General features: G+C 56.2%; 13 protein-coding genes and 4 pseudogenes. 9 read left to right on the top strand and 8 right to left on the bottom strand.

Features of this window, described 5'->3' with window-relative positions; genetic code table 11:
• Window positions 1-186: 186 nt before the first annotated feature.
• Window positions 187-504, bottom strand: coding sequence for a hypothetical protein (locus SJQ66_RS11630; RefSeq protein WP_320534220.1), 318 nt, complete (start codon window positions 502-504; stop codon window positions 187-189).
• Window positions 505-815: 311 nt separating this feature from the next.
• On the opposite strand from SJQ66_RS11630, the gene SJQ66_RS11625 reads away from it, so the two are divergent.
• From SJQ66_RS11625 to tnpC, 5 genes and pseudogenes are all read left to right on the top strand, one after another.
• Window positions 816-1226 carry a transposase gene (locus SJQ66_RS11625; protein ID WP_320534219.1) on the top strand — a complete coding sequence of 137 codons (411 nt, stop codon included), beginning with the start codon at window positions 816-818 and terminating at the stop codon, window positions 1224-1226.
• Window positions 1223-1567, top strand: a complete 345-nt coding sequence (gene tnpB / locus SJQ66_RS11620; protein ID WP_046154715.1) for an IS66 family insertion sequence element accessory protein TnpB — start codon at window positions 1223-1225, stop codon at window positions 1565-1567. Before SJQ66_RS11625 ends, tnpB begins: the two co-directional genes overlap by 4 nt.
• A gap of 44 nt (window positions 1568-1611) precedes the next feature.
• Window positions 1612-2223 (top strand): IS66 family transposase zinc-finger binding domain-containing protein, encoded by a 612-nt coding sequence (locus SJQ66_RS11615; RefSeq protein ID WP_320534218.1) that lies wholly within the window; start codon window positions 1612-1614, stop codon window positions 2221-2223.
• Between the two features lie 521 nt (window positions 2224-2744).
• Window positions 2745-3991, top strand: a pseudogene (gene ltrA, locus SJQ66_RS11610) (group II intron reverse transcriptase/maturase).
• A 64-nt stretch (window positions 3992-4055) separates the two neighbouring features.
• Window positions 4056-4814: pseudogene (gene tnpC, locus SJQ66_RS11605) on the top strand (IS66 family transposase); the annotation flags it as partial.
• Here the strand turns inward: tnpC and SJQ66_RS11600 are convergent.
• Window positions 4812-6890 (bottom strand): recombinase family protein, encoded by a 2079-nt coding sequence (locus SJQ66_RS11600; RefSeq protein WP_320533729.1) that lies wholly within the window; start codon window positions 6888-6890, stop codon window positions 4812-4814. The pseudogene tnpC and the gene SJQ66_RS11600 sit on opposite strands and share 3 nt — an antisense overlap.
• A complete protein-coding gene (locus SJQ66_RS11595) occupies window positions 6880-7080 on the bottom strand; it encodes a hypothetical protein (protein WP_320533730.1) in 201 nt (66 codons plus the stop codon). Before SJQ66_RS11595 ends, SJQ66_RS11600 begins: the two co-directional genes overlap by 11 nt.
• 190 nt (window positions 7081-7270) lie before the next feature.
• Between SJQ66_RS11595 and SJQ66_RS11590 the strand changes: the two genes are divergently transcribed.
• The 4 genes and pseudogenes from SJQ66_RS11590 to SJQ66_RS11575 all read left to right on the top strand — a co-directional run bounded on the left by SJQ66_RS11590 (window position 7271) and on the right by SJQ66_RS11575 (window position 8217).
• Window positions 7271-7465 (top strand): hypothetical protein, encoded by a 195-nt coding sequence (locus SJQ66_RS11590; RefSeq protein WP_320533723.1) that lies wholly within the window; start codon window positions 7271-7273, stop codon window positions 7463-7465.
• Window positions 7387-7602, top strand: a pseudogene (locus SJQ66_RS11585) (transposase domain-containing protein); the annotation flags it as partial. The gene SJQ66_RS11590 and the pseudogene SJQ66_RS11585, both read left to right, overlap by 79 nt.
• Window positions 7603-7623: 21 nt before the next feature.
• Window positions 7624-7809: pseudogene (locus SJQ66_RS11580) on the top strand (DDE-type integrase/transposase/recombinase); the annotation flags it as partial.
• Window positions 7789-8217 (top strand): transposase, encoded by a 429-nt coding sequence (locus tag SJQ66_RS11575; RefSeq protein WP_320534307.1) that lies wholly within the window; start codon window positions 7789-7791, stop codon window positions 8215-8217. The pseudogene SJQ66_RS11580 and the gene SJQ66_RS11575, both read left to right, overlap by 21 nt.
• Window positions 8218-8418: 201 nt before the next feature.
• Here SJQ66_RS11575 and SJQ66_RS11570 read toward each other — a convergent pair whose 3' ends face one another.
• The 5 genes from SJQ66_RS11570 to SJQ66_RS11550 form a co-directional block, all read right to left on the bottom strand.
• Window positions 8419-9522, bottom strand: coding sequence for an inosamine-phosphate amidinotransferase 1 (locus tag SJQ66_RS11570; protein WP_320534216.1), 1104 nt, complete (start codon window positions 9520-9522; stop codon window positions 8419-8421).
• Window positions 9523-9533: 11 nt separating this feature from the next.
• Window positions 9534-11000: an aldehyde dehydrogenase family protein gene (locus SJQ66_RS11565; protein ID WP_320534215.1), complete on the bottom strand. Its 1467-nt coding sequence runs from the start codon at window positions 10998-11000 to the stop codon at window positions 9534-9536.
• A 50-nt stretch (window positions 11001-11050) separates the two neighbouring features.
• Window positions 11051-12523 carry a peptide ligase PGM1-related protein gene (locus tag SJQ66_RS11560; protein ID WP_320534214.1) on the bottom strand — a complete coding sequence of 491 codons (1473 nt, stop codon included), beginning with the start codon at window positions 12521-12523 and terminating at the stop codon, window positions 11051-11053.
• Window positions 12524-12575: 52 nt separating this feature from the next.
• Window positions 12576-13412, bottom strand: coding sequence for an SDR family NAD(P)-dependent oxidoreductase (locus SJQ66_RS11555; RefSeq protein WP_320534213.1), 837 nt, complete (start codon window positions 13410-13412; stop codon window positions 12576-12578).
• 170 nt (window positions 13413-13582) lie between these two features.
• Window positions 13583-14767 (bottom strand): SIS domain-containing protein, encoded by a 1185-nt coding sequence (locus tag SJQ66_RS11550; protein WP_320534212.1) that lies wholly within the window; start codon window positions 14765-14767, stop codon window positions 13583-13585.
• Window positions 14768-15452: the final 685 nt, after the last annotated feature.

Here is a 15452-nt window from a genome sequence, read left to right as displayed (position 1 = left end):
CGCCCACTGTACTGCAAAGCAATCCCTATCGATTAAACAGCAACGTCGGCAGCGAACAACGTCGACAATCGGCAAGCATTCTATGGGCCTCAAATGCACTAGTATACTGTGTAAATATACAGCATTTAAGAGGTGGCGATGCACTCCAATTTCCGCCCCGGCCTCACCAAGGCCGAGCTATAAGCGCTAGGTAATCGGTACCGTGGCCACGCCGACGTGACGACCCTTCTCTGGGAGATAGCCCGACTGCGCGTTCAGCGCCTGCGTGATTTTCAACTGCGCTCGCTGTGGCGAGTCGGTGGCGGGCCGTTGCGCATGATTGCGGCCACACATATCGCTGAATTGCTTGCTGAACCCTGCGTCGTCGAGCAAGAAACAATTCTGCTGACGCCCGAAGCCTTCGCGGCCCGCACTGCGGCAGAATTGACGGCCTGGGACCTGCCAGCTGCGGACGTTGCGGCGATCGCTGACGAGGTATTGCAGTACGGCCGCGCCTCGCGTCATTCTCCTCCACATGTATCTGTTTGAGCCAAGCAGTGCCGGCCGTGCCATTGGCTGCCGGACGCGCCGTGCTCTACCAGACCGAGCATCACTTCACCACACGATACGAAAGACACCCAGATGAACGACAGCGACCGCAAGAAAAGGCTCGACGGACTGATCACCTACCAGGCTGACTGGCTCGAAATACTCCAGCGTCAGCAGGCGCGCCTGGAGTTGTATCGCGATGGAAAACTCCCGGTGGACGAGGAGATGATCGCACTGATCGGTAAGCGTCCACCCAAGGCATCTTTCGTCGCGACATGGACGTCATCATGCTGTCGGATTTTCGACGGATGCAGACGATGGAAGGCAAGCAAGTGGTACCCGTCACGCCGCGCACAGCGCGACGCAGTTTCACCAAGGAATTCAAGCGCGAGCTGGTGCGCCAAGCGATGCTGCCGGACGTGTCGCGTGCAGCATTGGCATTGACCAACGGAGTCAACGCCAATCAACTGGCACGCTGGTGTCGCGAGCATCAGCGTGCCGATCACGTCACTTTCGTGCCCGTCGTCAGCGCCGCATCCACTGCTTCAGAATACGCTCGTGCTCCGCTAGCCACAGTTCCCCCGACTGAGCTCGAGTGGCTGCATGGCCAGACCAGGATCGTCATTCGGGGGAACGTCGAGGTCGAGATTCTGCGCACGATCATCTCGCAAACCTTGGCATCCTCACGTGCAGCATGATCGGGCTACCTCCCGGCACGCAAGTGTGGCTGGTCGCCGGCGTAACCGATATGCGGCGTGGCTTCGACGGTTTGGCCGCTGTCGTGCAAACCAAACTTGCCAACAACCCGTACGGCGGCCAGGTGTTCGTCTTCCGAGGTCGGCGCGGCGACCGAATCAAGGTGCTCTGGTGGGACGGACAGGGTCTGTGTTTGCTCTGCAAACGCCTCGAACACGGTTACTTCGTCTGGCCGCAGGCCGATTCCGGCAGCGTGCATTTGAGCGCTGCGCAGTTGTCCATGTTGCTTGAAGGCATCGACTGGCGCCGACCACAGCGCACCGCCACACCCCGTGCGGCGTAGTCGTAGCAGTTGTATACGTGGCCTGAAATGCGTAAACTGTCGCCATGGCCGAATCCCCTAACAGTGCGCTCCCCACCGAGGTCGTTGCGCTTCAGTGCATGGTCGCGGATCTGGCCGGCCAGGTGCGCAAACTCCAATCGAATCTGAGCGCACGCGAACTGCTCATCGAGCATTTACAGATTCAGATCGCGGCGCTTCGCCGCCAGATGTACGGCCGCAAGTCCGAGAAGCTGGAGACCGAGATCGGTCAGCTCGAACTCAAGCTCGAGGAATTGCTGCTCGACAACGGGGAAGATCCGCCGCCCGCCACACCTGTCGAACAAGAACGTAAAAACCGCTCTCGCAAGCCGCTGCCGGAGGATCTGCCGCGCGACACGCTCGAGCATCTGCCCTCAGGCAATGACTGCCCGGACTGCGGCGGTGCGCTCAAGCCAATCGGTGAGGATGTCGCCGAGCAGCTCGAGTACGTGCCCGGGAGCTGGCGTGTCATTCGACACGTGCGTCCCAAATTCAGTTGCGCATGCTGTCAGACACTCGTTCAAGCGAGCGCGCCGTCACGACCCATTGCCCGAGGGTTAGCCGGTCCCGGTTTGCTTGCACACGTCATGATCGGCAAATATGCCGATCACCGTGTGTTACGAACACAGCCTCCATAGCAGGAAGGAGAACTGTGGTGCTTTATTGAAGATGAGGGTGGGCCCCTCGGAGTCGGTTTGCAGGAGCAGGCTCCAAACCACCTCAAGCTGCTGGGGTAAAGAGCTCTGGTGGTGAGCGTTGAGGAAAAGGCGCAGCAATGACTGCGTCAGGTGCGGTACAGAGAGACGAATGAAAATGAACCGTCGATGTGGTGTCGAAACGTATATAGATGGCGTCGAAACCGGGCCTTGGTGGTTAGCCCGGGATGAAGGTCGAGGGAAGCCTGCCGACTGCTCGACCGGCGCCCGGCATGAAGGCGGCGTGACTCTGTATCAGGCTTCAGTAAGGAACGTAAGAACCTGTCGTCCCGATGTTAAGGGAGAAGTTCAAGTGGAAAGCCTCTGCGAGAACGAGAGTACCGATGCGGGGCACAGGGACGGAGATGCTCGTAGTAGGGTAGAAGGCTCTGTAATGGAGCTGGACCGAAGGGGCGTCGTCGTTCGGTCTCAGCATGGACACAACCTGCAAGGGGATGACGTTCATGTCTGAGGCAAAGTCGTTTGATATTACCAAGCGTGAAGTTTGGGACGCGTACAAGCGCGTCAAAGCGAATCGTGGCGCGGCCGGAGTTGACGGGGTCGGTATTATCGAGTTCGATCGAGATCTAAGCAGGAATCTTTACCGGATCTGGAATCGAATGGCCTCGGGCAGCTACTTCCCGTCACCGGTCAAGCGAGTTGACATTCCGAAGGGGATGGCAAAACGCGACCGCTGGGTATTCCCACGGTTGCTGATCGGATTGCACAGATGGTCGTTCGGCGACGGCTTGAGCCGTTGCTGGAGCCGGTATTCCATAAGGATTCTTATGGCTATCGACCGGGGCGCTCGGCACACGATGCCTTGCGCGTTGCCAGAAGTCGTTGCTGGCAACGTCCCTGGGTGCTTGACCTTGATATCAAGGGGTTCTTCGATAACATCGATCACGCCCTATTGATGAAAGCTGTGCAGCGGCATACCGACTGCCGGTGGACTGCGCTGTATGTTAGGCGCTGGCTGAGCGCGGATGTGGTGATGCCGGACGGAACACGGCAAATGCGCGATAGGGGCACGCCGCAAGGGGGTGTTATTAGTCCCTTGTTGGCAAACCTCTTCCTGCATTACGCGTTCGACAAATGGATGGAGCGACATCATCCTACGGTGTCGTTTGAACGCTATGCGGATGACGTCATCTGCCATTGTGAAAGCGAAGCGGAGGCGCAGTCGTTATTGACTGATCTTAAAGCTCGTATGGCACAGTGTCAGTTGGAATTGCATCCAGAGAAAACTCAGGTCGTATATTGCGTCGATGCGAATCGGCGTGGTGACTTTGCTGTGAAGCGGTTCGACTTCCTTGGTTATACGTTTAAGCCAAGACAGGCGATGAATCGGCGAGGGGAGTTGTTCACAAGCTTCTCGCCGGCCGTGAGCGACAAAGCGGCGAAAGCTATGCGGCAGGAGATGCGTGATTGGGGCCTATCTCGCCTGAGCCGATATGATTTGGGGGAGCTGCTAGCGCGGCTTCGACCGAAGATTGTTGGTTGGGTACGGTATTACGGGCTCTTCCATCCGTCGACCTTGCAACGTTCCCTGAAGGCACTGGACTTCCATCTAGTGCGATGGGCGCGACGCAAGTACAAGAAGCTTCGCGGCCATATCTCGAGGGCCTGGGATTGGCTGTCTGATCTTCAACATCGCGCTCCGACGCTATGTCCGCATTGGGGCGCGGCAATACAAGCGACTGGACGATAGGAGCCGGATGAGTCGAGAGATTCACGTCCGGTTCTGGGAGAGCGCAGGGGTGAGATTCCCCTGCGCCACTCACCTCCCGCTTTACCGTCAAGAGAGTATCTTCGAGCGCGCGGGCTTCGCCATCCCTCGCTCCACCATGGGCGCGTGGATTGGCGCATGCGGGGTGCAGTTGCAGCCGTTAGTTGACGCCCTGCGTGCGCAAATTGTTCAGCACCGCGTGCTGCAAGCGGACGAAACACCGGTCTCGATGCTGGTGCCAGGCAAACATAAGACGCACCGATCCTATCTCTGGACTTACTGTCCTGGGGCGTTCGAGTCAATGAAGGGCGTGGTCTACGACTTCGCTGAGAGCCGTGCGGGAGAACATGCTCGTGCCTTCCTCGGCAACTGGCAGGGCAAGCTCGTTTGCGACGACTTCAGCGGATACAAAGCCTCATTCGCCCAGGGCGTGACGGAAATCGGCTGCATGGCGCATGCACGGCGCAAGTTCTACGAGTTGCACGCGAGCAATAAAAGCCAGATTGCCGAAGAGGCACTGCAACACATTGGGCAGCTCTACGAAATCGAGCGCGAAGTACAAAATCTAGAACCCGATGAGCGTCACGAACGACGGCAGCGACGAAGTCGACCGATTGCCGATGCGCTCCATACATGGATGCTACTGCAACGTCAGCAGGTAAGCGAAGGGTCCGCAATCGCTAAGGCGCTCGACTACAGCCTACGTCGCTGGGAAGCGCTCACGCGATTCTTGGACGATAGCCAATTGCCCATTGATAATAACTGGGCAGAAAATCAAATTCGCCCGATCGCAACGGGGCGTTCATTGTGCACCTCCTTCTGAAACCTGGATAAACATTGGGATCTGGCCTTCGACATCGTTGCGACACGGGCGATACTTGCGCGCCAGTGCTGCGGTAACCGCTTCGCTGTGCAGATCGATCGTCCGAATCTGCCATGGGGCATCAGGCACGACCTGCTCGGCAGGCAGAATCCGATCGTTGATCAAACGCCGGATCATGTAGTGAGTGACACCAAGCTCCTTCGCTGCCTCAGACATCGTCAGCCAGTCGCCATCCTTATCTGCCGACTTGTAGGCGTGGATATCGCGGACATGCCGTACAGAGCTGACACGATGTGCGGTCCAGGTCTTGCCCTGTCCTGTGCGTATTCCCATGCGGTTCAGTGATGCAGCAATGTCCTCGTCGGACCATCGGGTTACCATGCTGCGAATAACCGCGAGCGCTTCGTCTGACGTACTGCAGCCATGCTCGCCAGTTCGCGGCCTGCGAATCCGTAGCCGGGAATGTTGACCGCCTTGCCAGTGGATCGTCAGAATGATTTCGCGTGTAGCCTCGTCGACGTCGGCAACGATATCGACGATGAGCGCGCGAACAAGCTGTTGACGTGTGCGCATGGCGACGCTCGGTGCATTCCACGCAGCATGAAGATCTTCGGCGAGCTTCGTAAAGTCAGGCAGGGGAGCCTGCGCCTTTGGTGCAGTCACCGTCTCCACGCGCGTCTGGCAGGCCTGTACACGACGTAATGCCGCTTCCCAGTTCTTCTCCAGCTGCGCGGCAATCAGGCGGTTCTCGGGATCACAGGCGGCGTAGCGCCGCTCAGCCAGCGTGGCCTCGTACTGGGCCTGCTGCAGTTCGAGTTCCACGATCTGTTGCTGCTCGTTCAGGGTATCCATGTGCATTTGCTCAGCCTGTTGTGCCGCTTCGATCGCCAATGGCTCCACGACGCGCAGAAGCTCCTTGCTGACAGTCGCATCGATACGGGAACCACCGAACCTCATACATCGCGCTGACGTGTCGAAGCGGTCACACCGGTACACGGCCTGCGGGATACGTCCAGCGTAGGCCACCGACAGGCGACGTCCACAGCGTGCGCAGGCAAGCAGGCCAGCGAGCAGCGCGCGGCCACCACGACCGGATTTTACGTCGCCCGCCTTGCCGTAAGCATTTGTCGCGAGCTTCTTCTGGTTGCGTTCAAACTCCGCCCAGTCGATGTAGCCTTCGTGGTGTTCCCGGAGCATGACGTCCCAGTTCTCAAACGGCTTGCGGTGCTTGTAGCTCTTGCGTGCCCGGCCTTCGACGATCGTCATCTGCTTGCCGCTCTTGCCATACGCGTAGACACCAGCATAGAACGGATTCTTGAGCACCGAAATCACGTTACGGTAGCGTATTGGAGTCCAGTCGACCCGCGTCAGCGTCCGGCCGTCAGAGGGGCGCGGGAAGTGGACCTGTTCAGCGTTCATCGACAGCAGAACCTGCCGCGCGCTGCCCAGTTGCCGGAAACGAGTAAAAATCAGGCGTATGACTTCCTGCAACCGTGCGTCTGGATCGAAACCCAGACCAACATCACGATGCCAGATATAGCCGACCGGCACGCTGATACGTAATTCACCACGGTGTGCCTTCTCTCGTTTGGCGTCGTGCATGCGCGTTCGAAGCACGTTGAGTTCGAATTCGCTGATGCTGCCCTTCATGCCAAGTAATAGCCGGTCATTTGCCCGGCAAGGATCGTACACACCGTCAAGGTCGATTACCCGCGCTTGAACGAGACCACAGAGCTCGAGCAGATGATGCCAGTCGCGTCCATTGCGGGCAAGGCGTGAGGCGTCCAGGCAAAGCACTGCGCCGACATCGCCTGCACACAATAACGCGACCAGACGATCAAAGCCCGGTCTCGCAACTGTGCCGCTCGCCGAGCGTCCCTGGTCGTCGTCGATGACTTCGACGTCGCGAAATCCATGTCGCTTTGCTTCCTGCACGAGGTCATACTGCCGGCGCCGGCTCTCGAGGTTCAGTTGGACCTGCGTTCGGCTGGACTGTCGGACATAAACTACCGCCTTGCGTTTAAGAAGATCTGCGGGCAAACGATCATCATTCGTCATCGTTACGCCCCTTCGCAGTCGGGATGCCCGCCGCCTGCATCAACAGGCATGCGAGATGCCTGAGCGTGTTTGCCCGTTGCACCGCGTTCATCCCCTGAAGCTCGACCGCGTCGAACATCAGGTTCATCTGGGGCGGCATCGACCGCGATAACTGTTGACCTGCTGGAACGACGTTTGGCAGATTGCCCATTGCGTTTCTCCCGGACGTTGGTGGAACCGTCCGGAGAGTTTCCCCGCAAATGCAGATCGACCAGCAATTGATGCAGATTATGCAGTGTCGCTACGGTAACTCTCGGTTCGCCGAGAACCATCGCTGAACAAATCGCGGCATCGAGCATCCATCCCGCGATCATCCTGATTACACCGGGGTCCGCCTCCACATGGACGACCTGACCTCCGCCGCGACGCTCGATGTCTTTAACCTTGACGCGACGCCCATACAGCGGATGCCAACGATAATGAATCTCGACTTCCTGCCCGATATGGGCAGAATGAACGGGAAATTGCGCTGGGCAGGAAGAATTGGCTGTTCGCGGGTTCATTGCGGGCAGGCAAACGCGCGGCGGCAATCATGAGTCTCGTTCAGTCGGCCAAGCTCAATGGCCATGATCCGTACGCCTATCTCAAAGACGTACTAAATCGATTGCCAACCCATCCGGCACGGCAGATCGATGATCTCTTGCCGCACAACTGGCAGCCCACGGCAACCTAACCCGTCTCCACCATCGTCAAGATGGGATCACCAGCCGCTTACGATGGTTACGCTACCTCGCACCGCGCGGTGCGCGAGATGAAGGCCGATGGCCTGCTGCCCGAAGACACGAAGGTCCGATCCTCGAAGTATCTGAACAATATAATTGAGCAGGACCATCGAAACATCAAGTCCAGAACGAACGTGATGCTCGGCTTCAAACGGTTCAGAAACGCCTTGGCAACGATCTCAGGCATCGAATTGATGCATCGCATTCGCAAGGGCCAGTTCGATCTGACTAAGCTCGGTATCGAGGATGCCGCTCCGCCTGCCGAATGGAGTGCTGTTCTGTCTTCTTTATCAGATATCCTACATATATTAACGTTCTCAACGATCTTACCTATTTGCACCAGAACCATTTACACGACCAACGCGCTTGAGAGCGTCAATGCGGGGCTGCGCAAGATCATCCGCACACGCGGCCACTTCCCGAGCGACGAAGCGGCAACGACGCTCTTATGGCTAGTTTTGCGCAACATCACTGCTGGCTGGGCCCGAGCAGCCCATGACTGCAAAGCAGCTATGAACCAATTCGCGATACTGTATGAGGAGCGCTTCACGCATCCGTACAACTGAGATATGCTGAATTCGTGGGCCGCTGACAAGCGGGTCACGCTAACCGCCTCAAACACAAAAAATCTGACAGTCCCGTTGCCAAGCAGATCCGACGTCAGGGCGCCGCTCCGCTTGTCCACTCGCCGAAAACCGCGATTTGTGGCTGGGCGGATGTGACGAAGCGGCGGATCCTCAGGTAAAACGTAGTGCCTAGGAATACACTCAATCGAAGTAGGACTCCATTGTCCCTTTTCGTTTGACATCCAGCGTCGTGCAGTGGAACCCGCCCCCCAGCATTCTCGAATGCCGAAGTTTCATCGGCACCACTTCGATATTTTTGCTTTCGAGCAGGTGAATCAAGGGAAGTTGATCACGGTCAACCATTACAAGATCGGAGCTGAGGCTGAAAAGATTCATATCGATCCAGTTACTTCCGATGCATTTCGACAAATAGTCAGGTTCGAATCGGTCAGCGCCAACCATCGGTGGACTGAACAGCACTTCCCAGTCATTGAATATGTCTGGAAGCATGTCCTTGCTGACGCGGTCTGGATTGCAAAGCAGCAGACCCGGGCGTAGCGCCACGACGGATGTGTCAATGTGACTGCCATAGTAGTTAAGCCGGCAAACATGAACCTTGAAATCTTTTCCGAGGACAGTCTGCAGCCAATGCGCGCCGAGGTCGTTGCCGGTTGAACTGATCAGATATAGAAGGTCTCTTCCGAGCCTAATCACGTTCGCCGCGTCGAAGACGGGCTCATCGTTGCGCGGAACAGGCTTCTCGTGATCGACATCGAACATCGAGTCCTGCAGCATCGGTCTCGGCGCGCTATACCAGCGCGAGCCGTCCTTGAGATACTCAAGCAGGATTCGCCGGTAGCTGTAGGTTTCCTGAGACCGGCCGCGAATTACGTTCGGGGTTTCGATGATCTGATCGCCGACGACGAGCAGTATGTCGCGCGGACAATAATTGTAGTAGCCCTTGGTTTTCCAGTAGGCGGTGGAAAACTCCTGTTCGTGATCCCATGTGTCCGGGCGCTTTACCGATATTCCGAGCTTCGAGAATACGCCGACCATCGCACCAAGGTCCTCTTCCGTTTCCTCGATCACCTTTTTCGGGAACGGCCCTTCGGGAATCGCCTCGAACGGCTTGCCCGCGTACTCCGCGATGTGACTGCTCTTGTCCCGATACGGAAATCGGGCGTTGAAAGGATTTCCGACGACCACTTCCACTAGCGGATCCCACTCGTTGCAACTCCAGACGCCCGCAGGGATCCCATGTTCGTCCGCTACCTGACCAGCAACGATTTCAGTCGCTTCACTCATATCCAACCTCGTCATACGTTAAGAAGTACATTCTTTCGCTGCACATAGCCCAGCATGGCCTCACGTCCTTTCAAGCTGCCGTATCCCGCGCGGTTGAATCCCCCGAAAGGGAGCTCAGCACCGCCTATCAATGTCTGATTTGAGACGATATGTCCGGCGCGCACTCGCGCGGCGGCACGCAACATCCGTCCAAGGTCCTTGGTAAACACCCCGCACATCAGACCGCTATGGCGCGGACCATTAGCGAGGCGATATGCCTCTTCTTCATCACGAAACTTCAATACGGACATGACGGGCCCCCACACTTCCTCTTGAGCGACGCTCATGGCGGGATCGACGTCACACAAGACGGTAGGCTTCATGAAAAAACCGGGCCGCCTCAATCGCTCGCCACCGGTTACGCACTTCGCGCCGTTGCGCCGTGCGTCGTCCACCATGGCGAGCACCTTTTGCATTTGCTCTTCGCTGTCCATGGCACCCATGTACGGGCGGAAGTCTCCACTGGCAATACCAGGGCCAACCTCTAGTGATTCCGCAAGCGCTACCGCTCTGTCGACCAGTTCTTCATATCGCGACTCGTGTACGATGATCCGGTACATACCGCAACAAAACTGACCAGCATTCCAATACGAGCCCATCCTCGCTTCGAAGGTGAACGCGTCGAGGTCGCCATCTTCAAAGACGAGGGTGGGAGATGTCCCACCCACCTCTACGATGCTTGGTACGAGAGTGCCCGCCGCTCGAGAGAGAACCTCTGTCGCCGCCTTCTGGCGGCCTATGAAAACAAGGTGATTGATGTCTGGGTGTATCGAAAGCGCCAATCCCGCATCTTCACGACGCCCGCAAAATATGTTGACCGAACCGGCAGGAAAGCCGGCGGCCTCCGCTGCACGCGCCAGCCAAAGAGTTGAGATCGGTGCAAGTTCGGCTGTCTTCATCACGCAGGGGTTGCCCGTTGCCAGTGCAACCGAAAGTGCACGCGAAGGGATATATATTGGGTAATGGCACGGCATGAATTGAGCCGACACACCGACCGGCTCATATACCGTAAAGTCGAAACGCGTACTATCGGAGGGAACCGACCGCCCCTCCAGTGACTCCGCCATCGAACCGAAATAGTCGAACAAACGGATCGCAAGTTTGATTTCCGCCTCGGACTCGAACAGCGGCTTGCCTTGCTCTAGCGTGATGGAGCGCTTCACCGATTCGATGTTGTTCGCGAGGTAGTTGCCGATGTGGCGGACCATGCGCCCACGTTCCATCGGGTGCATGTCTTTCAGTTGCCCGGAAAGGTGTACTCTTCGCGCGGCCTGCACGGCGCGATCAACGTCCGTTGCGTCAGCGAGCGCTTGCTCTGCCAACACTTCACCGGTCGCGGGATTGGTGATGGATATGCGCCCCGCACCTCCGTCGCAGTACACTCCGTCGATGAAGTTTGGCCAATACGTATCGTCTAACCTGTCGTCAAAAGTCGTCATCGGTTTGGGAAGAAGGGTTGCGGAAGCACAGACCGCGGCGAGGTGATAGGCTATGCAGTTACGTTGGCACGAGGAGAAGAGAAACTGTCTCTCTCCGCCAGACTCTTCACTCGCGCGCTGAACGCTGCGGATAACCTGTCCACTTCGTTACTGTCTCTCGCGATCACAGTGGCGCCAACCTTAGAGAACCGTCGTACGCTGCTCAGCATATGTACGAACACCCCCGATCTCGTTTGATGGTTGTAGTCCAAGCCCGACTCCTTCAAATCGCTCAGAATCAGCGAAGGAGGGACGAGATGCAGACGAGGATCGGAGAAGAATTCCGACGCGCAGTACACCGTTTCACCGGCAGCGCACGTCAATTTACCTGTGTCCACGGAGTAATCCGAACCGGTCAGCCAACGTGTCCAATAGTACGGGTGGGTAGTCGCGCCTTTTCTCGCATTGATTTCCATTCCCCACAACGTCCATGGCTCGGCTGATGAGTTCTTGGTTGCAAGAAAATCGACCGATACAATTCCGCGCGCCCCCCTTTGGCCGGCAACCTCGGCCACCTGATATCCAATTCTAATGAGTTCAGACCGATAGCTCTCGTCTGCCGGAAAACGCGATCCGGAATAGGCCAGCCCATTGAGCGCTTGATCGTGAGTAGCGAGATTTCGAACTGATCCGTCAGCTAGTACTTCCATCTTTACGCTGGGGCAAGCCTTTATTGGTGCAGCAACGAATGCTTCAACGGTTGCCCCTTGCCTGCAAAGAGCATTCAAGAATTCGTCGACCGGGATGTCCTTTGGTACTTTGATCAGACTCGCAAATTTTTCGAACGGCTGCGGAATCGATTCACGGTCAATGATTGCGATGCCCTTTCCGGCTTCTTCGCAGTTTAATTTGATGAGGTATTCGCTGGCCGAAGTTCGTTCGATCAAGCGTTTCAGGGCGCGCCATGCTTCACTAGGGCTATCGATATGCTCCTCTCCCTCTGGGACACGGAGCCCGATTTCCCGGAACAGGGCACGGGCATTGGATTTGTTGTCGAACTGAAGAGCGAATTCGGGAAGCCCGTAGTAGGGGCAATTCAATGCGGCCGCCAGTCGTATTTCCTCAGGTGACACCAGCCAGAAGTCGATGATCGGATTAGCGGCTCGACGGATGCGCTGCCGCAAGCTTTCGAGTATGACGGGTTGCCGCAGAAGCGCGTGCGACAGGTGCTCGTCACCGACGGTCGGCACACGGACGATCTCAAATCGATCGCGTAGCGAGGTGCTGTCAATCCATCCGATGTGCGAAACGTGGTCAACACAATAGTCGATAAACGCGTCTTCCACCGTGGAGGAGAGCACGGCAATGAAGCGAGTATTAGGGTTCGAAAGGCACGCAAGGTAATAGAGATTGCGCTCCTCGAAACAGTTGAGACCGATCAGGTATTTCTTCGTCAGACCGTCGAAGCTAATGCTAGGGATGAACACGATGGTACGATCGCCGTCGTATTCAAGACCGAGTATGTCGTTGGTAGCACGGTTCATCTTGCTGAATCATCCAAGAAGTTGCGCATCATTCATTTCGCAGCAGCGACGGTTATCTGACAGACTGCAATGCTGCACCGTGGAAACCGCTCGCCGTGTAGAAGTCGTAATATGGATCGAGAAGTTCTACGTTCCGCTCGACAATCCACATCAAAAAGTCTGCCGAAAAGCGGGGGGAGATGGTCCTCATTGCAGTGTCGGGAGCCTGGCGGTCCCAGTCCCCTTCCTGATAGGCGGGGAGTCCTGCTGTTTTCACGGCAAACGCGGGATCTATTAGGTCACTCGCTCGAAGCTCGCGCTGCATGTCCGTGTCGACAATACCCGGGTGCGCTAGAACAACCTTGGTTTTCCGCGAAGACAAATCGAACTCCCGTGCCTGAATCTGGGCAAGCCGCTCAAGCGCGGACTTGGTAGCGCTGTAAAGACCGAGCCCGGCAAACGTGAGTGCTGGGACCGGGCGCGCGAGAGAGGATGTGACGTATAGAATTCGGGCGCCGTCATCTCGGAATCGATTGATGCGGTTTATATGGGACGATATCGCTATCGGAGCGAGTGCGTTGATCTGAAAGGCCCGATCGAAGCTCGCCGACAATGTATCGGTCTTCGAAAGCCAACATAGGTCTAGGACGGCAGCGCAGGATATAAAAGTATCGACGATATGCGAAGAATGCTCGGCCAACCACTGATTGAGGCCTTCGATGGTTCGATCGACTTGCGTCAGGTCGCATTGAAGCTGGAAGAGTCGATGCTCGCTTGCCTCGATGGAGGCGGGATCGATCTCGGACCGAGACAGGCTTAATACATCAGTGCGCTCAAGCAGCGGGCGCAGTAGATCTCGACCTATACCGCGACTCCCGCCAGTAATAATAGTTAAAGGAGTTCTCTGCATCGACGATTCTCCAATATGGGGAGTGTCTGCGGTGCATTAAGTTTCTGACCACAGCACGAACGAGCTGTGTACTACCGCTTTGCCGGGATTCGACAGGCAGACCTAAACGAACTCGCCGCGACCGCGCACCACTCGGGCCTGCGCGCATCCGTGCAGGCCCGCGCGAGCGATCAGACCAGTTCGATACTCTGCTGAATCTCATCGCTGAGCTGACCAGGAATGTCGACGCACTTCGGGTGCGCAGCGATGGACTCGGCACTCCACCACGGATTCTTCGCAGCGATCGAAATCAAGTCGCGCCCTTCGACATCACTCTGGACGCCAAGGAAGTAGGCGACATGAACCATGAAGAAGTGAGTCGCATAGAATTTTTTGAAGAAACCGTCCTGATCGATGTCGATCTGAACAATTTCGATATTCCTGTTTTGCACAATGCTCTTGTCACCGAAGAGCCGGTGGAGCGTGTCAACCTTGGCCTTCGTGTATTCGTCGTCCTCATTGTCGAGAAATACGACGATCGCCTGCTTCTCGGAAGGGTTCGAATAGGCTGCTACCTCGGTGTGCGAGAACTCGTGTAGCAGGTTTCGATGCGATGGAACCATGGCAATCTCGTTGAAGAACATCGTCGTTTGTTTCAACAACTGCACATACCACTTGGCGGTGGCCAGAAATGCGATGCGGCTTCGTGCCAGCTTCTCCGCGATCTTTTTGGCTTTGTCGACGTAGGCGGCGTCGAAGGTCTTGTTCAGATAGCTGACTGCATCCCTCAACTCGCTCTCGTAGGACGTCTTCGTGATGCCGAGCTTATGGAAAAGATCGAGGAAGATCGAGAAGAACTGTTGTACGTGATAGAGTGGATATTCACGGTCTGCATGGCGGAGCTTGTACTGGATTACTGAACAGCCGTCCTCTTGTGCCAGCTTCTGGATCTTGCCGCCGCCTGTCAATACGATCAAATTCTGGTTGCCGGTGAGCTGCTTCATCCGGTCGTAGAAAAGACACGGCTCGACAGACCATCCGCTATAGCAAACGATAAGAATTAGGGTGGCCGGATCCTTCAAGACCCTTTTGCTAACGAACCAATCGGTATCGTAGTCGTTTACCACGTCGACGGCGAGCGGAATCTCGTGCGTCAGAAAGAACCCCTTCACGATATCCGAAACAACCGACGAACAGCCCATGCCATAAAAGACGATTCGGTTGAATGCCCCTTCTTCGATACGAGCCTTGAGCTCCGGATTCAAACCCTCCAGCGTGTATTCGTGGCCCCAGAGCGTACTTTCGAACAACGGCGCCCCAAGGAGCGGGGCCAGGCGAGCAAGGCGAGGTTGCAGGTTTTTGGTTTCGTTACTCATTTCAACTCCATTTGATAGGTTTTACGATGAAAGTACGAACTCAGGGACCTGATGAGACGCAGCTCAACTCCCTTCAATCCCGGAGCCAGATTCACCAGTAGCTGTCCACCGCGCAACACATTTTCCGATGCTAATGGACGATATGCACCCTCTCGCTTTGCATCGATCGCAAAGAAGAAATAATGGCGGCCCGATTTTCGAACCAACCGACTCCGGACGCATGATTTCCAGAAATGCGCGAACCCGACCAGAACCCGCGCGGAAATTCACGCAACAGGAACGATAGGATTCACGACTTCTAAATTTGCCTGGATTGATATGCGCTAGACGGCTTACGTCTCCGCCTAAACAGGGGCGCGGTGCCTTTTACTACGGCGCTAGAGAAGTGCCGCTATACGCGTCACGTGATCGGATCCCCTTGGCCATATGGGAAACTGATGCGAAGATGGAGCAGTAATCATTAAGCATTGTAAGGCTCTCCATTATCGAAAGATGGTTGTGCGTTCTTCCTTGCGTCCGTGTACGATACGTCAGGAAAAGACATAAGTAAACCGAAGTAATGCTTCTTTCATTACAAGAAATTGCTTGGTGAAAATTATTTATAATTATTTACCGATCCCGAGAATAAATAAACGTCATAGATCATGTGCCCAGACGATGCGAACGGACTGGAGGTGTTTTAGAG

The sequence above is a fragment of the Robbsia andropogonis genome, from assembly GCF_034047095.1.
Lineage (GTDB): Bacteria > Pseudomonadota > Gammaproteobacteria > Burkholderiales > Burkholderiaceae > Robbsia > Robbsia andropogonis.
This window is presented reverse-complemented; position numbering and strand designations above follow the sequence as displayed.

Coding starts and splice junctions, on each gene's coding strand:
- SJQ66_RS11590 (WP_320533723.1), top strand. CDS start 7,271: ATGGACGACCTGACCTCCGCCGCGACGCTCGATGTCTTTAACCTTGAC.
- SJQ66_RS11565 (WP_320534215.1), bottom strand. CDS start 11,000: ATGACGACTTTTGACGACAGGTTAGACGATACGTATTGGCCAAACTTC.
- SJQ66_RS11625 (WP_320534219.1), top strand. CDS start 816: ATGCTGTCGGATTTTCGACGGATGCAGACGATGGAAGGCAAGCAAGTG.
- SJQ66_RS11555 (WP_320534213.1), bottom strand. CDS start 13,412: ATGCAGAGAACTCCTTTAACTATTATTACTGGCGGGAGTCGCGGTATA.
- SJQ66_RS11595 (WP_320533730.1), bottom strand. CDS start 7,080: ATGGGCAATCTGCCAAACGTCGTTCCAGCAGGTCAACAGTTATCGCGG.
- SJQ66_RS11570 (WP_320534216.1), bottom strand. CDS start 9,522: ATGAGTGAAGCGACTGAAATCGTTGCTGGTCAGGTAGCGGACGAACAT.
- SJQ66_RS11550 (WP_320534212.1), bottom strand. CDS start 14,767: ATGAGTAACGAAACCAAAAACCTGCAACCTCGCCTTGCTCGCCTGGCC.
- tnpB (WP_046154715.1), top strand. CDS start 1,223: ATGATCGGGCTACCTCCCGGCACGCAAGTGTGGCTGGTCGCCGGCGTA.
- SJQ66_RS11600 (WP_320533729.1), bottom strand. CDS start 6,890: ATGACGAATGATGATCGTTTGCCCGCAGATCTTCTTAAACGCAAGGCG.
- SJQ66_RS11615 (WP_320534218.1), top strand. CDS start 1,612: ATGGCCGAATCCCCTAACAGTGCGCTCCCCACCGAGGTCGTTGCGCTT.
- SJQ66_RS11575 (WP_320534307.1), top strand. CDS start 7,789: ATGCTCGGCTTCAAACGGTTCAGAAACGCCTTGGCAACGATCTCAGGC.
- SJQ66_RS11560 (WP_320534214.1), bottom strand. CDS start 12,523: ATGAACCGTGCTACCAACGACATACTCGGTCTTGAATACGACGGCGAT.
- SJQ66_RS11630 (WP_320534220.1), bottom strand. CDS start 504: ATGACGCGAGGCGCGGCCGTACTGCAATACCTCGTCAGCGATCGCCGC.